18 protein-coding genes are annotated in these 16,254 nt (G+C 42.3%); 12 read left to right on the forward strand and 6 right to left on the reverse strand.

What is annotated here, in order from left to right; genetic code table 11:
• Nucleotides 1–11: 11 nt before the first annotated feature.
• The 3 genes from bamB (at nucleotide 12) to AAEY98_RS02805 (ending at nucleotide 3,136) form a co-directional block, all read left to right on the forward strand.
• Nucleotides 12–1,247, forward strand: a complete 1,236-nt coding sequence (bamB, locus tag AAEY98_RS02795) for an outer membrane protein assembly factor BamB (protein WP_101085512.1) — start codon at nucleotides 12–14, stop codon at nucleotides 1,245–1,247.
• Between the two features lie 103 nt (nucleotides 1,248–1,350).
• The gene (gene der, locus AAEY98_RS02800) at nucleotides 1,351–2,817 is read left to right on the forward strand and encodes a ribosome biogenesis GTPase Der (protein ID WP_101085510.1); all 1,467 of its coding nucleotides are present in this window, start codon (nucleotides 1,351–1,353) and stop codon (nucleotides 2,815–2,817) included.
• A 109-nt stretch (nucleotides 2,818–2,926) separates the two neighbouring features.
• The gene (locus AAEY98_RS02805) at nucleotides 2,927–3,136 is read left to right on the forward strand and encodes a DUF3565 domain-containing protein (RefSeq protein ID WP_350999924.1); all 210 of its coding nucleotides are present in this window, start codon (nucleotides 2,927–2,929) and stop codon (nucleotides 3,134–3,136) included.
• 16 nt (nucleotides 3,137–3,152) lie between these two features.
• Here the strand turns inward: AAEY98_RS02805 and AAEY98_RS02810 are convergent, their stop codons facing one another.
• Both AAEY98_RS02810 and AAEY98_RS02815 read right to left on the reverse strand, forming a co-directional pair.
• The gene (locus AAEY98_RS02810; RefSeq protein ID WP_351010662.1) at nucleotides 3,153–3,392 is read right to left on the reverse strand and encodes a hypothetical protein; all 240 of its coding nucleotides are present in this window, start codon (nucleotides 3,390–3,392) and stop codon (nucleotides 3,153–3,155) included.
• A 273-nt stretch (nucleotides 3,393–3,665) separates the two neighbouring features.
• A complete protein-coding gene (locus AAEY98_RS02815) occupies nucleotides 3,666–3,854 on the reverse strand; it encodes a hypothetical protein (protein ID WP_335690142.1) in 189 nt (62 codons plus the stop codon).
• Between the two features lie 136 nt (nucleotides 3,855–3,990).
• Here AAEY98_RS02815 and AAEY98_RS02820 point away from each other — a divergent pair, with 136 nt between their 5' ends.
• From AAEY98_RS02820 to AAEY98_RS02850, 7 genes are all read left to right on the forward strand, one after another.
• Nucleotides 3,991–4,557 (forward strand): cytochrome b/b6 domain-containing protein, encoded by a 567-nt coding sequence (locus AAEY98_RS02820; RefSeq protein WP_101085505.1) that lies wholly within the window; start codon nucleotides 3,991–3,993, stop codon nucleotides 4,555–4,557.
• A gap of 114 nt (nucleotides 4,558–4,671) precedes the next feature.
• Entirely contained in the window at nucleotides 4,672–5,184 is a 513-nt protein-coding gene (locus AAEY98_RS02825) for a TlpA disulfide reductase family protein (RefSeq protein ID WP_351014845.1), read from the forward strand.
• A 4-nt stretch (nucleotides 5,185–5,188) separates the two neighbouring features.
• The gene (locus AAEY98_RS02830) at nucleotides 5,189–5,428 is read left to right on the forward strand and encodes a DUF4266 domain-containing protein (protein ID WP_162022608.1); all 240 of its coding nucleotides are present in this window, start codon (nucleotides 5,189–5,191) and stop codon (nucleotides 5,426–5,428) included.
• Entirely contained in the window at nucleotides 5,419–6,717 is a 1,299-nt protein-coding gene (locus AAEY98_RS02835) for a DUF3570 domain-containing protein (protein ID WP_351014847.1), read from the forward strand. The genes AAEY98_RS02830 and AAEY98_RS02835 overlap by 10 nt, the downstream gene beginning before the upstream one ends.
• Before the next feature lie 56 nt (nucleotides 6,718–6,773).
• Nucleotides 6,774–7,670 carry an FAD:protein FMN transferase gene (locus AAEY98_RS02840; RefSeq protein WP_351014849.1) on the forward strand — a complete coding sequence of 299 codons (897 nt, stop codon included), beginning with the start codon at nucleotides 6,774–6,776 and terminating at the stop codon, nucleotides 7,668–7,670.
• A 16-nt stretch (nucleotides 7,671–7,686) separates the two neighbouring features.
• A complete protein-coding gene (locus AAEY98_RS02845) occupies nucleotides 7,687–8,346 on the forward strand; it encodes a response regulator (protein ID WP_101085497.1) in 660 nt (219 codons plus the stop codon).
• An 86-nt stretch (nucleotides 8,347–8,432) separates the two neighbouring features.
• Complete coding sequence (locus AAEY98_RS02850) at nucleotides 8,433–9,836, forward strand: ATP-binding protein (protein WP_351014851.1); 1,404 nt, start codon at nucleotides 8,433–8,435, stop codon at nucleotides 9,834–9,836.
• A 119-nt stretch (nucleotides 9,837–9,955) separates the two neighbouring features.
• Here AAEY98_RS02850 and AAEY98_RS02855 read toward each other — a convergent pair whose 3' ends face one another.
• The 4 genes from AAEY98_RS02855 to AAEY98_RS02870 form a co-directional block, all read right to left on the reverse strand.
• Nucleotides 9,956–11,476, reverse strand: coding sequence for a DUF3300 domain-containing protein (locus AAEY98_RS02855; RefSeq protein WP_351014853.1), 1,521 nt, complete (start codon nucleotides 11,474–11,476; stop codon nucleotides 9,956–9,958).
• Nucleotides 11,477–11,655: 179 nt separating this feature from the next.
• A complete protein-coding gene (locus tag AAEY98_RS02860; RefSeq protein WP_351014855.1) occupies nucleotides 11,656–12,984 on the reverse strand; it encodes an ATP-binding protein in 1,329 nt (442 codons plus the stop codon).
• A complete protein-coding gene (locus AAEY98_RS02865) occupies nucleotides 12,977–13,660 on the reverse strand; it encodes a response regulator transcription factor (RefSeq protein ID WP_059747866.1) in 684 nt (227 codons plus the stop codon). The genes AAEY98_RS02860 and AAEY98_RS02865 overlap by 8 nt, the downstream gene beginning before the upstream one ends.
• 3 nt (nucleotides 13,661–13,663) lie before the next feature.
• On the reverse strand, nucleotides 13,664–14,020 hold the full coding sequence (locus tag AAEY98_RS02870; protein ID WP_242445092.1) for a PepSY domain-containing protein: 357 nt from the start codon (nucleotides 14,018–14,020) through the stop codon (nucleotides 13,664–13,666).
• A 341-nt stretch (nucleotides 14,021–14,361) separates the two neighbouring features.
• On the opposite strand from AAEY98_RS02870, the gene AAEY98_RS02875 reads away from it, so the two are divergent.
• Together AAEY98_RS02875 and AAEY98_RS02880 are read left to right on the forward strand one after the other, a co-directional pair.
• Complete coding sequence (locus tag AAEY98_RS02875; protein ID WP_351014857.1) at nucleotides 14,362–15,243, forward strand: choice-of-anchor H family protein; 882 nt, start codon at nucleotides 14,362–14,364, stop codon at nucleotides 15,241–15,243.
• A 102-nt stretch (nucleotides 15,244–15,345) separates the two neighbouring features.
• On the forward strand, nucleotides 15,346–16,023 hold the full coding sequence (locus AAEY98_RS02880; RefSeq protein ID WP_162022615.1) for a YiaD family glycine zipper/OmpA-like lipoprotein: 678 nt from the start codon (nucleotides 15,346–15,348) through the stop codon (nucleotides 16,021–16,023).
• The last annotated feature ends 231 nt before the right edge of the window (nucleotides 16,024–16,254 follow it).

A 16,254-nucleotide genomic window follows, 5' to 3' on the forward strand; every position in this document is an offset into this window, starting at 1 on the left:
GAATTTAGCCGATGAAGTCGTGGTGTAAAAATCTACTTGCCGTTGGGTTAAGTGTTGCTCTTATGTCTGCTTGTTCTTCAAGTGATGTTGAAGAAGAGCCAGTGAGTGAATTAGTTGATATACAAGCAACCGTGTTTCCTGAGATTACTTGGGATACCAGTGTCGGCGACGGTGTAGGGGATTATTACTCTCAACTTCGTCCTACCGTTCGTTACGGCAAGGTGTTTGTCGCCGATCGTAGCGGTATTGTGGTTGCCTTTGATGAAACAACCGGTGATGAGCTTTGGAAAAAAGACTTCAATGATGTCTTTGAAGATAAGCTTGAAACCAAAACCAAGGGTATTCTTTTAGCTGCAGGTGTTACCGCTGCACGTAATAAAGTGTTTGTTGGTGGCGAAACCGGTTTATTGGTTGCGCTTGACGAAGCAACGGGTGACGTTGTGTGGTCTGCGCAAGCAAATGGCGAGTTATTATCGGCACCAACAGTGGCAGAAGATGTTGTCGCGGTAAATACCAGTAAAGGCGCATTTGAAGCATTTGATATCGATAATGGTAAAAAGTTATGGACCTATGAAATGCAACTGCCAAATCTTACCTTAAGAGGTACAGGTTCTGCTGCGTATGAAGCGGGCGGGTTCTTTTTGGGAACAGCTGACGGTAAAGTCGCAGTTGTCGTTAAAAGTAATGGCCAAGCTGCTTGGGAACAAGCCGTTTTTAGTCCAACCGGTGCAAATGAGTTTACCCGGATGGCTGATATTGATATGACGCCATTAATACTGGGCGAAAATCTGTATGTTGCTAGTTACAATGGTAACTTAGTCTCTATGGAACTTCGTAGCGGTCGCGTAGTTTGGTCGCGTAAATATTCAAGCTTTAATGATTTAGCCGCTGCAGGTATTAGCCTGTATTTGGTCGATGATCATAGCCGTATTTACTCTGTCGATCGCCGTAATGGTTTAGAGTTATGGAGCACTTCAGTCCTTAAAAACCGTGAGTTAACAGCCCCTGCAGTAATTGATAATTATATTGTTGTCGGTGACTTTGAAGGTTACTTGCATTTTATTGACCGTAACAGCGGCGATATAGTTGGCCGAGTTCAAGTTGATAGTGATGGATTATATGCCCAACCTTTAGTGGTGGGTGACAAAATCTATGTTCAAGGCCGTAGCGGCAAAGTCGCGATTGTTACGTTGAACAAAGAAGAGCAAATGAATGTTGAGGAAGATACTGAAACTGATGCGGAATAAGTCATAGCACTATTTTTGCGTTAATTAAGGTATAATGTCCTTACTAGAGCCCCTGGAAGCGTTCCGGGGGCTTTTTATTGAAAAGTTTTTTAGAGGCAAAATCATGATCCCTGTTGTGGCCCTTGTAGGGCGACCGAATGTCGGCAAATCGACATTATTTAACCGTCTTACTCGTACTCGTGATGCGTTAGTCGCTGATTTCCCAGGTTTAACACGTGACCGTAAGTACGGCCGTGCATTTTTAGCTGGCTACGAGTTTATCGTTGTAGATACTGGCGGTATTGATGGCAGCGAAGAAGGGATCGAAACCAAAATGGCTGAACAGTCATTGGCCGCGATTGAAGAAGCTGACGTCGTATTATTTATGACCGATGCTCGTGCTGGTATGACCGCTGCCGATTTAGCGATTGCTCAGCATTTACGTAGCCGTGATAAAGTCACTTTTGTGGTTGCCAACAAAGTTGATGGTATTGATGCCGATTCAGCTTGTGGTGAATTTTGGTCTCTAGGTTTAGGTGAAGTCTATCAAATGGCTGCCGCGCAAGGTCGTGGTGTAACCAACATGATTGACTACGCACTAACGCCTTATGCCGAAGCTATGGGTATTGTTCGCGAACTCGACGAAGAAGGCGAGCAAGTTGAACGTGAATATACTGAAGAAGAAGCGGAAGCAGAACAAGAACGCCTACAAAACTTACCGATTAAGCTCGCCATTATTGGTAAGCCTAACGTGGGTAAATCAACACTGATTAACCGTATCCTCGGCGAAGAACGTGTCGTCGTTTATGACGAGCCAGGTACCACTCGTGACAGTATTTACATTCCAATGTCACGCGAAGGTAGAGAGTACGTGTTAATTGATACTGCTGGTGTTCGACGTCGCAGTAAAGTAAATGAAGTTATCGAGAAATTCTCGGTAATTAAAACCTTGAAAGCGGTTGAAGATGCTAACGTAGTATTATTAGTTATCGATGCACGCGAAGGTATTGCAGAGCAAGATCTTGGTTTATTAGGTTTTACCTTAAACGCAGGCCGTGCATTGGTGATTGCGATAAACAAGTGGGACGGTATTGATCAAAAAGTCAAAGACCGTGTTAAAAGCGAACTTGATCGCCGTTTAGGCTTTATCGATTTTGCTCGTATTCACTTTATTTCGGCATTACATGGCACTGGCGTTGGTCATTTATATGAGTCAATTGAAGAAGCCTACGACAGTGCGACACGTCGCGTAAGTACATCAATGCTAACGCGCGTTATGCAAATGTCGCAAGATGATCACCAACCACCATTGGTGAATGGTCGTCGTGTGAAGCTTAAATATGCTCACGCTGGCGGTTATAATCCACCAATCGTGGTTATTCATGGTAACCAAGTTAAGAAACTACCTGATTCGTATAAGCGCTATATGATGAACTATTTCCGTCGTTCATTAAAAGTAGTCGGTACGCCAATTCAGTTACGTTTCCATGAAGGTTCTAACCCGTTTGAAGGTAGAACTGAGAAGTTGACCGTGGGTCAAGAGCGTCGTCGTAAGCGTGCAATGAGCCACATTCGCGATCGTACTAAGTAACCTCGTTGTTATTTAAGTTACTTATTACTCAAAAAGCCTGACTTGTTCAGGCTTTTTTGTAGGTGTTTACCGTCTATTAGAATTGGTATTAAAGATTGGGTGAATTAGGATGCAGCAAAAAATTACCGGTTATCATTTGGATGAAGAACATCATTGGGTGGCAGAATTAGGTTGCGGCCATTTTCAACATGTACGCCATAATCCACCTTGGACTGTTCGCCCTTGGGTAATAACAGTAGAAGGTCGGCAACAGCAATTAGGAATGATCCTTATTTGTAAAAAATGCGATGTCGCGGCACCGCCAGATAGTCTTGGCTAAATTAAGTTTGCTTAGCTTAAGACGTTAAATCTGAAGTGGTTCGACAAAACCATAAATAAGCGGCGATGTAAGCACATATAATACTGTCCATTACCATTGATAGCCAAAAGCCATCGACAAAAGATTGATTGGCATTGCTCAATACTAGGCTAATAAAAAATAGCTTTTCAATTAGCGCAATGCAAAACAGTGGTTTTATCCAAGTTGAACGCACCATCGCAATAAAAAAGCTACACCCTACTAATACCAATTCCATTAATTATGTGCTCAATCAGAGCCACTCAGGTTTCCAGTTTGAGGCGCATTGTTGAAAGAATGGTTGTTCCCTTGTAAAACAATGCAACAAAGAAATGGAAACCCTGAGTAGCTCCCGCAGGGCGGGTTTCTGCACCTTCTATGCTGCTTATTGGCGTACGACTGCAAGGACGCAGGAGATAGAGCAACGCAGGAGCTGTTGCCGAGAACAACTATGTCTACAATCCTATTACTTGCCTAGAAGGCGCAGAACTTCCGCTGAATGACCAGATAATTATTGGAGTTGGTATTGCACCATAAATCCCCAATGCTGAATAAATATTGTGTCACTGGAGTGATAGGTTAACTGGTTAAGGTTTTCGACAGCCCACTGTGGGAATAAAGTATAAAGTCCGCCCAATGAAGTTCCTAAACCTGCAAGGAATAACGCCATTTGTCGGGTATTGTGCAGAAAATGAGTCATGTGTGAGTTCGTTCAAAGTTATTTTATCGCCATAGTGTCATGTTTTAGATTCTTTTTCGATTATTGTTATCCATAAGTGATTGTTAAGATTCCGGCGTGATAATGGCCCCATCATCGCAATCCTACCGAGGTTTATATGCAAACACAGACAACTTATCCATTATTCCATCGTCTTATTCATTGGGGGTTGGCCTTGACCATGATGGTGATGTTATTAACCGTATTACTAAGGCTTGGGTGGATGGAAAAAAACCATATGGCCGCCATAATTCACCAAGGCTTAGCGAAATTAGATGTCATTATTACCGATAAACAAGCGGTGAGCATTGCTAAAAGTATTCGTGGCGTTATGTTCCAGTGGCATATTTATTTTGGCTATGCGGTGGGCGTATTTGTTTTTGCTCGGTTTGTTTATATGGCTAAATTTGGTCTGCATTATCCGTCGCCTTTTTCGCGCCAAGCTACGACAAAGCAAAAGTTTCAGGCATGGGTGTATTGGGTATTTTATGCTGGCATAGCGTTCTCTGTAATAACAGGTTTGTTACTCAAGTTTGGTCCAGAGGCAATAGAAGAACAGGCTGAAACAATTCATAAGTTGGCACTGTGGTATTTCATCCCTTTTATAAGTTTACATTTAGCAGGGATTTTAGTGGCCGAGTCTGGTAACGATAAAGGCATCGTGTCGAAAATGATTGGAGGCTAATGTTATTTTCTTTTTTTAATGGCATAAATTGTCTTTACGATATCTTTACAATGCTTAAGTGAATCTTAAGATTGGTGGACTATGTTGTTTGCAATATGTTTATTAGGTGAAAATATGATGTCAATTGGGTTATTTTGTCATTTTCGTAACATTAAGTTTATAGCGTTAAGTTTAGCGATAGGGTTAGGTGTTAATGCCCAAGCTCATGCTGCTCCGTCATTAGAACATGATGTGTTAGATCAACAAGGTGCAAGTGTCAGTCTGCAACAATTTGCTGGCAAAGTGGTTTATGTCGATTTTTGGGCGTCTTGGTGTGCTCCATGCCGTAAATCATTTCCGTGGATGAATGCCATCCAGGCTAAATATCAACAGCAAGGTTTAGAGGTAGTCGCAATTAACCTTGATGTTGATACCGCATTAGCCCATGAGTTTTTGAGCAAACTGCCGGCAAAATTTAATCTTCGTTTCGACCCTGAAGGTGATATTGCCCAAGCCTTTGAGTTACAAGGTATGCCAAGTAGCTTTTTGTTCAATCGTAAAGGTGAATTAGTGCAAACTCACATGGGTTTTTTTACCGAAAACATTCCCGCCTATGAACAAGAAATCCAGATGTTGTTACAGGAGTAAATTGATGACAAAAGCATTTTATCAACCCTTTGCCAAAGCTGTGGTGGCATTAGCCATTGTCAGTAGTTTGGTTGGCTGTTCGAACTTAGGTGTACAACCTTGGGAAAAAGATCAATTAGCTCGTGCTGATATGGCGTTGAACAGCGAAAAACTTGATCTCGCGTTAGATGACCATATTTATTTTAGTAAAGAAGGTACTAGTGGTGGTCGCTCATTAGCGGGCGGAGGTTGTGGATGCAACTAACATCTAAGCAAAGTATTGCCAGTGCGTTGGCCATAGCAAGCTGTAGTTTATTAAGCCAACAGGCCAGTGCTGCAGAACCGATTCCTGCCAATGATGATTGGAAGGTTGATGCTGCCATTATGTATTATGGCGAGCAAGACCGTGTTCAAGCTGCAGAAGCGATTGGTAATGTACAAAAAGCCTTTGGTGACAGTTCGTTATTGGACCTTAAAATTGTGGTCGACAGTTTAACTGGTGCATCAGCTTCTGGTGCCGTTGCACAAAGTGACAGTCAAACTTTCACGCGTCCGTCAGGTGATGGCCAATATACTGTCAGTGCTGGCGAAACACCGCTAGATGATACCTTTCATGATACTCGTGTTCAGCTTAGCGCTAACTGGCAAGAAGTGCTTAATCAAGATTGGACCGGTAACGTAGGTGTGTACGGTTCAAAAGAGTTTGATTATCTTTCGATGGGCATTAACGCGGGTCTTGAACGTAGTTTTAATAAAAATAACACTACGTTGTCGTTATCGGGGGCATTTACCAATGATGTGGTTGACCCTGTTGGCGGTCGTCCTGTGGCAATGTCAGAAATGGTGTTTCGTGGCGATTATACCAGTGATGCCGATTATCAAGCAGCCTTTGATCAAACGCGTTTAGCGGGTGATGATACTAAACAAACCAGTGATATTATGTTTGGTGTGACTCAGATTATTAATCGTAATTGGTTGATGCAAGCTAACTATGGTTTATCAAGTGTGTCAGGTTACATGACCGACCCGTATAAGATCCTTAGTGAGGTCGATGTTAACGGTCAAACACAAGCTTACCGTTACGAAAATCGTCCAGACTCACGCCTTAAGCACAGTGTGTTTTTACTCACCAAAGGTGCACTGGATTCTGGCGTAGTCGATTTTTCATATCGCTATAGTACTGATGATTGGGATATTCAATCGCATACTTTAGAAACGCATTACAGATATAATTTCAGTCCAACTATGTACGCACAATTGCACTTACGTTATTACCAGCAGCAAGCCGCTGAGTTTTATCAACCATTCTTGATGAGTGGCGATGCAATACCAGAGTATGCCAGCGCCGATTATCGCATTGGTGATATGACGGCTTACACCATAGGACTTAAATTTGGCCAGCGTTTATCGGGTGGCCATGAATTAAGTTATCGTATTGAGTATTATCAGCAAAATCCTGAAAATAATGGTACTGAGATACCTGGTCAGCTACAAAACTACGATTTATTCCCAGCGGTGAAAGCGATAGTAGCTCAAGTGAGTTATTCGTTTTAAGATGAATGTGTCATCAATAAACAGAGTAATTTAACTTGCTTGAACCACTAACAACAATGTCAAAAGCCCCAAAAGTGATGAGCTTACAGCCTCGTCCTTGGGGCTTTTTAGGTTCATTTAATGCTATGGCTAGCCCATGTGAATTATTAATGGCAGTTGATGACGAGTATATTGCGAGGCAAATGCTGACTATTGCTTATGACGAAGCAAAGCGTATAGAACATAAATTCAGCCGTTTTACTGAAGCTAACGTGGTGTGGCAGTTAAATCATGCCCAAGGTGAAACGACCCCGATTGATGCCGAGACAGTGCATTTATTGCAATTTGCTCAACAATGTTTTCAATTAAGTGAATCAGCATTTGATATCAGTGCCTGTCCATTAATGGCGTTATGGCGTTTTGATGGTAACCATCGTGTGCCGTTACAAACTGATATTGATGCCGCTTTGCTTAAGGTGGGTTTTGATCGCATTGCATTGACGGATAAGACCGTTTGTATGCCTGCAGACATGAGTGTCGACTTTGGCGGTATCGGTAAGGAATATGCGGTGGATCGCACTGCACAAATATTAGCGAGTCGTTGGCCAAAGCAATCGGTATTAGTCAACTTTGGTGGTGATATTGCTTGCCCGATCACCAAAAGCGATGGCTGGCAGGTGGGGATTGAAAACCCTCATAAGCTTGATAACGCTGCGGCACTGTTAACCATTCGCCAGGGGGCGTTAGCCACTAGCGGCACTACTCGGCGCTATATAGAGGTGGACGGTAACCGTTATGGGCATATTATTAATCCTAAAAAGGGTTACCCTGTAGAGCAAGCGCCATTATCGGTCACTGTGCTTGCGCCCAATTGTGTTATGGCAGGAATGTTGGCCACAATGTCGATGCTAAAAGGAGCTGATGCTGAAGGTTTTTTACAGCAACAAGGTGTCGATTTTAAGGTGTTTCGTTAATGAATAAGGGTACTGAATGCGGGTGTTATTAGTAGAAGATAATAAGTTGTTAGCACAAGGCATCGTAATGAGCTTAGCTAAATCAGGTATTCAGGTCGATCATTTAGCATCATATAATCAAGCCCAAATCGCCTTAGAAAATGAAGATTTTAGCGCCATTATTCTCGATTTAAGTTTACCCGACGGCAATGGTGCAGACTTATTAAAACAGTGGCGTAAAAATGGTATCTCATTACCTATTATTGTATTAACAGCCAACACCGATTTCGACACCCGCTTAATGTGTTTAGATATTGGTGCCGATGATTATTTAAGTAAGCCTTTTGATGTGAGGGAATTAATTGCTAGGCTTAAGGCGATTATTCGACGCCAACATGGCCTAGATAATAACCAATTTAGCTATGGTGCTCTCAACATCGACTTTGCCCGTTGTGAAGTGCATTTTCGCGATGTGTTAGTGTCGCTTTCACGCCGTGAATATCAATTGTTACTCGAATTTGCTCAATCAGCAGGTCGCGTATTAACCCGTAATCAACTTGAACAGCTAACTTATGGCTGGGATGAAGTGGGCAGCAACTCGATTGAAGTGCATATTCATCATCTACGTAAAAAAACGGCCACTGAGCTGATCAAAACCGTGCGCGGTATAGGCTATATTTTAACTGAAACGGTATAGCTTTATTATGAGTTAGATAGGGTAGATGAAGTAAATGCTGGGCAGCCAAACAGCGGCTTAATTACACTTAATACAATAAGGATATTATGTTTTCATTACGATTATTATTAAGTTTGATTATGCTGGTGGGGATTGTTCTTACGGTAACTTTTTCGAGCATACTCAGTACGCGTGATGCTATGCATGAAGTCGAAGAATTGTTTGATGCGCAGATGGTGCAAACCGCCAAAATGTTGGAACAGTTTTATGTCGAACATTTAACAGAAGCTCAACTGGCACAATTGCTCCAGCAGCCAAGTTTGTTCCATGTTGCGGATTCAAAAATAGAAACCTTTGCTGATCAATCTAATCCTGTCACCTTGTCTTATGAGCATAAATTATCATTTCAATTACTATCCAGCTCGGGGCAGTTACTCGCGTATTCTGATAGTTCTGGCGAGCAACAACTAACCAATTTCATCCAAGGCTATGACACTCGTAGCATCGATAATGAGTTATGGCATGTGTACAGCTTTTTCTCATCGTCGCATCAGGTATGGATTGTAACCGCACAGCGTGATGATGTTCGACGAGAGATCGTGTCATTAATTATCAGCAACACTTGGCGCTCGCCGTTAATCATTACTCCTATTATGATGTTTTTCATGTTGTTGTTAATTTATTACTTATTTAAACCGGTTAAGTTATTAGAACGTCATTTAGATAACCGCTCAGCCCAAGACCTAACCCCTATCAATTTCACTTTACCGAAGGAGTTAGCATCAACGCAAAAAGCCCTTAACGGCTTCTTGCTGCGCATTAGCGAGACGATGATCCGTGAACGTCGTTTTAGTGCCGATGCCGCCCATGAACTTAAAACGCCATTAGCGATTATTAAGTTACACAGCGATGGCTTAAGCGATGTATTGTCTAGCCAAATGCCACAAATTCAGCAGGCAACGTTGCCATATATAGAAGCCATAGGCGAGGGTGTAAACCGCATTAGCCATACAGTGGAGCAGCTGTTGTTGTTATCACGAGTGGATGCGATAGAGGCGTTAAATAAAACCGATTGTAAGCTACAAGATATTATTGAGAATGTGATAAATCAGCTAGTACACGTCATTGCCGATTACGAGTGGTATATCGTTGTTCCTAAAGATATGAACATTAATGCCGATCCGTTTTACATCGAATTAGTACTGAAAAATATTATCGAAAATGCCTGTAAATACAGTCCTAAAGAATCCTTAATAACCATTAAGGTTACTCAGGACGAGCAACAGACAAAAATTTATGTGCTTGATCAAGGCCGGGGCATGTCAGATGAGGAAATCAGCTTAGCCAAAAACCGCTTTTATCGTGTTGATGAAAACGCTTCACATGGTGCGGGTTTAGGCTTATCAATTTGTCAGCATATTATCAGTTTACATCATGGTGAATTGACTTTTAGCCGAGTAGAACCTCATGGCTTAAATGTCTGTATTGTATTACCCCATGCTCAGGTTTAGCGTGAATACTGGCAATTTTATTGATTTTATATAGACAAAAAACAACATGAGAGACAAGACCTACTCATGTTGTTTTTGTTGTAGTTCGCGGCTTTTTTTTACTGTTTACTGTTTACTGTTTACTGTCTTTCTCTAGACGGTTTTTCTCTTGAAGGTCCGGTGTCTCTCGATTGGCTTGCACGGCGTGATGATGCATTATCACGTTGCTGACTCATTGATCGCGAAGCTTGCTGAGGCGTGGATCGAGTTGTTTCGCGAACTTGCTGCTTTTGTGGTTCACTCCTGCGTATTGGTTTCACTTGCTGTTGTGGATTGCGCATCGCGTTAACTTGCGGCTGGCGCGATGTTTCAACTCGAGTGTTACGTTGAGCTTGTTGTAATTCTTGAGTGCGCGGCTTGCTTGTTATGTTCGCCACTGGTTTTGTCTCATATTTAGGCTTAGTTTGGGCCACATCGCGTTGGCGACTGTAGTTTGACTTCATCGGCTCACCTTTGCGCTCAAATGATTTTACTTGTGCTGCTGGTTGACGTTGCTGGCTTAACTCGCGTTTTAGCTGGCTACTTTTGTGCTCAATCGGCTCATTGCGGCCTACACTTCTTAACGTTGATTTGTCACTACGCTTATCCTGCTTGCTGCTATGGTTTATGTCTTTACGCTGATCATTCACCTTGGTGGAATAATGACGAGGTTCATTGGCTTGCTGGCGTTTGGCTTCGCGTGAATAACTTACCTGCTTGTTACGTTTCTCATAATGGCCATTATAACGTTTGCTGATCACTTGGCTGTGGTAAGCCACACCTTTGCGATGCTTAGGTTTATGTTGCCAATGTTGGGCACCATGGCTGTAGCTTATTTTTCGTGGTGTGTAGTAACGGTAGTTTTGACGTACTGGTACCGCAATTACACGGCGATCATGCCAATGAAAACCACTAAAAAAGAAGTTAAAGCTAATACGTACTCCGCTATCCCAGTAAATAGCACTGTGGTTAGGGCGATAATGTACATAAGCAGGTGCATTCCAATAAACCGGTGGATAACGATTCCAGCGCCAGTTGCCATAAACGATACGGCTGTCGTAATAAGGCACGTAAACAATTTCTGGGCGAACTGATTCAATAATAATCCGGCGCTCAACCCGCGACACTTTTACTTGCTCAAGGTCGGCTAAGTTGTTGGCTTCATCAGCTTGTTGTCTTAATGATTGAATGGTGTCTAGCATGCGGCCTTCATCTTGCAAAAAGGCATCGCCTACGCTTTGAGTCCACGCTAAATCATCATTTAAACGCTGCAATACATTGGGAAATGCTACCAAGGCTTTTACACTTGGGTCCCAGTCTTGCGACTCTACCTCGGTCATAATTTGGTTGGTGTCGCGGTTACCTTGGTTTGATAACCAGCGTTTGGCTTGGACAATTTCTAATGGGTACGTTGATGCAATTAATATGTGGGTTAATAAACTGTCTGGATATAGCGCTATTGGCGCGAGCATTTGTGCCAACTCAGCATCACTCACTACATCATCTTCTGCTGTATAAGTGTATGAATTAGTTGGTTGCGCCGCGTGCACATTGGTTAATGGCATACAGACCAAGGCTAAGGCGAGCAATGCCTGAGCGGGTACGTGAATGGCTTTTTTCATGTTATCTCCAGCGTCATTGATGACTGTTAGGTTCATCATAACGGGCCGAAGATGAACATAAGCTGAAAGCTCATAACGGAAGTTAATACGCTAGAACTATGCGAGAGGAGTAAGCAAGAGCAATAAGCTAGATAGATAAACTAAACAAATAGAATATAGCGGCAATCTAAAGCAGGTGTTTATTGTTGGAAAGTAAACTCAAATTGAGCGCCACCCAATGATGCCGATTGGCCAACAGTAAGTTTACCGTGATAACTGTCGACAAGGTCTCTAACGATTGCCAGTCCGATCCCGTGGCCTTGAGTGTAAGTGTCTGCACGGATCCCCCGTTCAAAAATATGTTGCTGTTTATCTTTCGGAATACCTTCTCCATCATCTTCAATTGTCATGCATAGCTGACTATCTTGCTGTGTAAGGGTTAATGTCACTTTTGTTTTCGCGGCTTTGCAGGCATTGTCGAGCACATTACCAAGCATTTCTGTTAAGTCTGCTTCATCGCCTTTAAAGCGGGCTTGTTCGTTGGGGTGATACTCAATGGTGAGGTTTTGATGTTGGTATATCTTACTTAAGGTTCTGACTAATTTAACGGCAATACTGTCAACATTAACCCCTAAGTGCCAAGCACTGCCCGCCGCGCTTTGTGCCCGCTTTAGTTGGTAAGCAATAATTTGGTTTATACGGTTAATTTGTTCCATCGAGGCGTCGCTTAAATCAGCTTGAGTTTGGATTACCGCTAAAGGTGTTTTTAAACTGTGGGCTAAATCGGCTAACGCATTACGGTAGCGTTTACGTTGATTTTGTTCGGTTTGTAATAAGGTGTTTAACTGTTGCGCTACTTTTTGCAATTCCACAGGGTAGCGGGTACTGAGTTGCATTGATGTGCCTTGTTCTACCGCACTGAGTTCTTGGCTAAATTGGCCTAAAGGTTTTAGGGTCCATAGCAACCAGCTGAGCTGTACAATAACCAATAAGGTGGTTAACACTAGCAACCAAGTCCATAAGGTGTTAGAAAACTTTTGGATTTGTTGTAGGTATTCTTGTTGGTTTTTTATAATGTGCAGCGTCATGGTAAAAGGCTGTTCGCTGGTGGCAAAACTCACGCTAAAACTGTATATCAGCTGTGGCTTGTCATTAATCAATATCGAGTCGAAGGTACTTCTACCGGTTACGGGCTTGGGTAAGTTAATCGGGGTGTTGAGGCCGAGAAATGAGTTTGAGGTCCACAGTAGCTGATTATCTTTGGTGGTGATTAACGCATAAAGACCTGAACCAATCACATTGAATTGGTTTTCAAGTAAATGAGACGGCATTTGTAATTGGTTATCTTCCACTTCTGCCATGGCTAAAACAGAGTAAACATAGGCTTTTAACTGGTTTTTTGCCGCGACATTAATTTGGGTTTCAAAGGCGTTATTAACGGTTATGCCGATAATAGGCAATAATACCAAAATCAGTAATAACGCACTGATCACAATGCGGACTTTAAGCGAGCTGAGTAGTTTACGCATCAGGGTCTAATTGACGCAGTCGATAGCCCTGACCACGCAGTGTTTCAATTAATTGATATTGATTGTCGGGGTCGAGTTTTTTACGTAAACGACGGATAAACACTTCAATCACGTTGGAGTCTAAATCAAAATCCTGATCATAAATGTGTTCAATTAAACTGCTTTTGGAATGTACCGACCCTGGGTGCAGCATCAGGTATTCAAATAGTTTGTACTCAGAACCACTAAGGTTAATTATTTGCAGGCTCTTTTTAATTTCTAAACTGCGGGTATTAATGCTAAAGGGACCATTTTGAATCACTGGACTGGCTTTACCTGCGGAGCGGCGAATTAATGCATTAATTCGTGCGACAAGTTCTTCTAGCTGAAACGGCTTACTTAAGTAATCGTCTGCGCCGGCATCTAAACCGACCACTTTATCTTGCCAACTGTCTCGAGCGGTTAAAATAATGATCGGGTAGCTAATGTCTTGCTCACGTAACTTACTGATTAATGACAAGCCATCAAGCTTAGGCAAACCGACGTCGATAATGGCGACATCGTATTGATATTCTTGAGCCTGAAATAAGCCTTCTTCACCATCGCTGGCGACATCAACAGTATATTGCGCGTCGATAAGGTGCTGTTTGATGTTTGCTTGTAGGGCTAAATCGTCTTCGACCAGTAATAATCTCATGAGCTAGTTCCTTGTAACCGAGCCATTAGTGGCATCGACTAACACATAAAAAATGACTCCATCATTGGTGAGTAATTTAATTCGATAACCAGGATGTCCATTGACGTTAGCTGATTGCACTTTTAATACTTTACCTGAATAACTTCGTTGAGCCATTTGAACAGCTTGTTGAGCGCTATTAACCACCAGATTACTGTTCTGCTGGTTATTGTTTTGACGATTATTATTGGGGCCTGGGGAGAACTGAGCACCTGCTGATGAATGTAATGCAGCAGCATAGGACGGCACTGAGCACGCTAGTGAAAGTACCGCTAACATCAGGCCTAACATGGTGGCATTTACGTTGAGCATACGCTGCATATTGTGTTCCCTAATAACCTCATTATTGCCAGTGTAAAAGATCCCTTTCTATATAGAAACATCTACTTAATCTTATTGAGTAAATAGCCGTAAACGAAACATAAACGCCCGTAAGATATCAGTAAATGCCAATGTATCGATGATTTGACTTGGCAGTATAAGGGGGAGCAGATGAACATTAACTGAATGGTTTACCTCTATGGGATGTTTTCGCGGTATTGATTTATAACAGTGGCACTAAAGGGTAGCGATAACGGAAGTCTACCTTATTGCTATGTTCAGCTTACGTTCATTTTGATTAGGGTTAAATGGCCTCAATATCAAGACTGTGAGGAACTAACATGAAACATAATACTGCCAAGACAGCTAATCTATCGACAATTAATACCCAGCTAAAATGGGGCGTAAGTTTATGTATTGCCAGTGCACTCTGGTTAAGTTCGCCAACAGTACAAGGCGCCGAACGGATCTCTGAACAAGCTTTTGGTACATACAGTCAAGCAAGAGTCATTAATCCGCAAACGCCAGAAACTGAAGCGGACAAGCAGGCTAGGGTGAGCGCTTTACATGAGCAAGCTAAGTTGCAAGGTACCGTTACAACCCTGAATAAAAAAGTCACCCGTGAACAAGTGATGGCTAAAAATCAAAAAGCTGCCGCGACAACGGCCAACCAGCAACAACGAGCGTTGGCGCAGCAAAGTCAAGTTGTTTATTACGACTTTTCTTTCTACGGTGCAGATTCAAGTTTATTTGATGACTATGATTATGATGGTTTTTATCAAACCTTTAGTGTGACCTTTGATGCTGATATAACCAGCAGTGCGGGCGACATTCAGGCTGATGTATTTGCCGAGTTATATTTAAGCCAAGATGGTGGGCCGTGGATCCATTATTACTCAACCGACGTATTCACCCTCCACGCAGATTCTAGTAATGATGATTACGAAGTGCTCACTACGTTAGCCAGTGGTTATCAAGCCGATCACTATGATGTGTTGATCGATTTATATGAGCTAGGTTATGCCGATCCGGTTGCGACAATAAGTAGTGATGAGTCCAATGCCTTGTACGCGTTGCCACTTGAAAGTAGCGACCGTGATGCGGTCTATGTGGAAGAGGTGTATATCGAAACTGAACATTCAGGCGGGGCGTTATCTTGGTTAAGTATTGGCTTACTCGCCGGAGTGATGGGGTTTCGTCGACGTTTGATTAATAAAATATAACGTAAAATTTATGCTTATGTACCTTAGATCTACGTTAGAATGACGATTTTTGATTTTGTCAGTTTTTACTTATCCATATGGGATAAGTAGTTAGGAGTGTGTATGTCAGTAAAGTTAAATGCATCATTGTTATGCAGTTCATTAATCGGTTCGGCGCTGTTGTTGTCTGGTTGCCAATTACCTAATCCTTATACGGGCGAATCAGAAAATGCTAAAGCCACAAATGGCGCTATTATCGGTGGTCTTTCAGGCGCAGCCATTGGTGTACTTTCATCAAGTAAAAGCGACCGCGGTAAAGGTGCATTAATTGGTGCAGCATCTGGTGCGGCTCTTGGTGGTGGTATTGGTTATTACATGGATGTGCAAGAAGCAGAATTGCGTAAACAGTTAAAATCAACTGGCGTGAGTGTGACGCGCAACGGTGACAATATTGTACTGAACATGCCTAATGAAGTGACTTTTGCGGTTGATCAAACTGTCTTAAGTTCACGCGCTAAATCAGTGTTAAACAGTGTTGTATTAGTGGCTAAAGAATATGATGACACTCGCTTAAATGTGATTGGTTATACCGACAGTTCGGGTTCAGATTCTTATAACCTGCGTTTGTCACAAGTACGAGCGAGTGAAGTTGCGCAATATATGACGAGCCAGAAGGTTAGCGGTTCACGGGTATCTTCAACTGGTATGGGCGAGTCAAGCCCAATTGCCAGCAACTCTACCGAGCAAGGTCGTTCGCAAAATCGTCGTGTAGAAATTGTATTAACACCAATGGGTAAATAGTTTTATCCGTGAGTGTGGTTAACAAGCAATGCTTGTTAATCTGTAAATAAAAAAGCCATCGAAAGATGGCTTTTTTTGCTTAACCGATAACGGAGTTAGTGAACAATAATCTAGATGACTACATGTATTTGGCACAGATAATTTGGTATATATGGATGGTAAGTGATCTAAATAACAAGCATATATAATCGATAATCTATCCGTTTCACGTTACGTCCTTTTGCCACATTT

It is taken from the genome of Shewanella sp. AC91-MNA-CIBAN-0169 (assembly GCF_040310165.1).
GTDB lineage: Bacteria > Pseudomonadota > Gammaproteobacteria > Enterobacterales > Shewanellaceae > Shewanella.

What these genes read in the sequence shown, in the direction of transcription:
- AAEY98_RS02830 (WP_162022608.1), top strand. Translation starts at nt 5,189, where the DNA reads ATGACAAAAGCATTTTATCAACCCTTTGCCAAAGCTGTGGTGGCATTA.
- bamB (WP_101085512.1), top strand. Translation starts at nt 12, where the DNA reads ATGAAGTCGTGGTGTAAAAATCTACTTGCCGTTGGGTTAAGTGTTGCT.
- AAEY98_RS02845 (WP_101085497.1), top strand. Translation starts at nt 7,687, where the DNA reads ATGCGGGTGTTATTAGTAGAAGATAATAAGTTGTTAGCACAAGGCATC.
- AAEY98_RS02825 (WP_351014845.1), top strand. Translation starts at nt 4,672, where the DNA reads ATGATGTCAATTGGGTTATTTTGTCATTTTCGTAACATTAAGTTTATA.
- der (WP_101085510.1), top strand. Translation starts at nt 1,351, where the DNA reads ATGATCCCTGTTGTGGCCCTTGTAGGGCGACCGAATGTCGGCAAATCG.
- AAEY98_RS02850 (WP_351014851.1), top strand. Translation starts at nt 8,433, where the DNA reads ATGTTTTCATTACGATTATTATTAAGTTTGATTATGCTGGTGGGGATT.
- AAEY98_RS02805 (WP_350999924.1), top strand. Translation starts at nt 2,927, where the DNA reads ATGCAGCAAAAAATTACCGGTTATCATTTGGATGAAGAACATCATTGG.
- AAEY98_RS02810 (WP_351010662.1), bottom strand. Translation starts at nt 3,392, where the DNA reads ATGGAATTGGTATTAGTAGGGTGTAGCTTTTTTATTGCGATGGTGCGT.
- AAEY98_RS02880 (WP_162022615.1), top strand. Translation starts at nt 15,346, where the DNA reads ATGTCAGTAAAGTTAAATGCATCATTGTTATGCAGTTCATTAATCGGT.
- AAEY98_RS02820 (WP_101085505.1), top strand. Translation starts at nt 3,991, where the DNA reads ATGCAAACACAGACAACTTATCCATTATTCCATCGTCTTATTCATTGG.
- AAEY98_RS02815 (WP_335690142.1), bottom strand. Translation starts at nt 3,854, where the DNA reads ATGACTCATTTTCTGCACAATACCCGACAAATGGCGTTATTCCTTGCA.
- AAEY98_RS02875 (WP_351014857.1), top strand. Translation starts at nt 14,362, where the DNA reads ATGAAACATAATACTGCCAAGACAGCTAATCTATCGACAATTAATACC.
- AAEY98_RS02840 (WP_351014849.1), top strand. Translation starts at nt 6,774, where the DNA reads ATGTCAAAAGCCCCAAAAGTGATGAGCTTACAGCCTCGTCCTTGGGGC.
- AAEY98_RS02835 (WP_351014847.1), top strand. Translation starts at nt 5,419, where the DNA reads ATGCAACTAACATCTAAGCAAAGTATTGCCAGTGCGTTGGCCATAGCA.
- AAEY98_RS02860 (WP_351014855.1), bottom strand. Translation starts at nt 12,984, where the DNA reads ATGCGTAAACTACTCAGCTCGCTTAAAGTCCGCATTGTGATCAGTGCG.
- AAEY98_RS02865 (WP_059747866.1), bottom strand. Translation starts at nt 13,660, where the DNA reads ATGAGATTATTACTGGTCGAAGACGATTTAGCCCTACAAGCAAACATC.
- AAEY98_RS02870 (WP_242445092.1), bottom strand. Translation starts at nt 14,020, where the DNA reads ATGCAGCGTATGCTCAACGTAAATGCCACCATGTTAGGCCTGATGTTA.
- AAEY98_RS02855 (WP_351014853.1), bottom strand. Translation starts at nt 11,476, where the DNA reads ATGAAAAAAGCCATTCACGTACCCGCTCAGGCATTGCTCGCCTTAGCC.